At 64.2% G+C, this 1,100-nt stretch carries 1 protein-coding gene; it reads left to right on the top strand.

The features are described from left to right. On the top strand, nt 1-1,100 hold a 1,100-nt coding region (locus DYI24_RS26995), incomplete at both ends, for an efflux RND transporter permease subunit (protein ID WP_164574503.1).

The raw sequence follows: 1,100 nt of genomic DNA, 5'->3' as shown, positions 1-1,100 counted from the left end.
TTCCAGCCGGGAACGTCGCTGGCGCAGGCGACGGTGGATGTGCAGAACCGCATCCGCCGGGTGGAGTCGCGGCTGCCCAGCGCCGTGACTCAGCGCGGCATCCTGGTCGACGAAGCCTCCAGCACCTTCCTGATGTTCATCTCGGTGCAGACCATCGACGGCTCGCTCGATAGCATCGCGGTCGGCGACTACATCACCCGCAACATCATCAGCGAGATCCGCCGGATCGAGGGCGTCGGCAAGGCGCAGTTGTTCGGCACGCAGCGGTCGATGCGGGTGTGGATCGATCCGGATAAACTGTTCGGCGTCGGATTGACCGTCAGCGACGTCTCGGCGGCGATCGCCGCGCAGAACGCGCAGGTCGCCGCCGGGCGGATTGGTGCGACTCCCAATCCGGTGTCGCAAGAAGTCACCGCGCCGGTCCTGGTCAAGGGTCAGCTCGGCACGCCGGAAGAATTCGGTGCCATCGTGCTGCGCGCCAATCGCGACGGCTCGTCGGTGCGGCTGCGCGACGTTGCCCGGGTCGAGGTCGGCGGCGAGGACTACAATTCCGACAGTCGGCTGAACGGGCATCCCGCGGCGTCGATCGGCGTCCAGTTATCGGCGACAGCCAATGCGCTCGCCACCTCCAGGGCCGTCACCGCCAAGATGAAGGAGCTCGCGCAGTATTTCCCGAAAGGGATGACCTACGAGATTCCTTACGACACCACCCCGTTCATCAAGGCGTCGATCGAGAAGGTGCTGTACACGCTCGCCGAAGCGATTGCGCTGGTGTTCGTGGTGATGTTCCTGTTCTTGCAGAACATCCGCTACACCCTGATCCCGACCCTGGTGGTGCCGATCGCGCTGCTCGGCACCTGTGCGGTGATGTTCGTCACCGGCTTCTCGATCAACGTGCTGACGATGTTCGCGATGGTGCTGGCGATCGGCATCCTGGTCGATGACGCCATCGTAGTGGTCGAGAACGTCGAGCGCCTGATGGCGACCGAAGGACTGTCACCGCGCGAGGCGACCATCAAGGCGATGGGGCAGATCAAGGGCGCGATCGTCGGCATCACGCTGGTGCTGACGGCGGTGTTTTTGCCGATGGCTTTCTTCCC

It is taken from the genome of Rhodopseudomonas sp. BR0C11, assembly GCF_010820945.1.
In the GTDB taxonomy this organism is placed as follows: Bacteria; Pseudomonadota; Alphaproteobacteria; order Rhizobiales; family Xanthobacteraceae; genus Rhodopseudomonas; species Rhodopseudomonas palustris_H.
The sequence above is the reverse complement of the archived record's forward strand: the minus strand, read 5'-3'. Positions and strand labels throughout refer to the sequence as shown.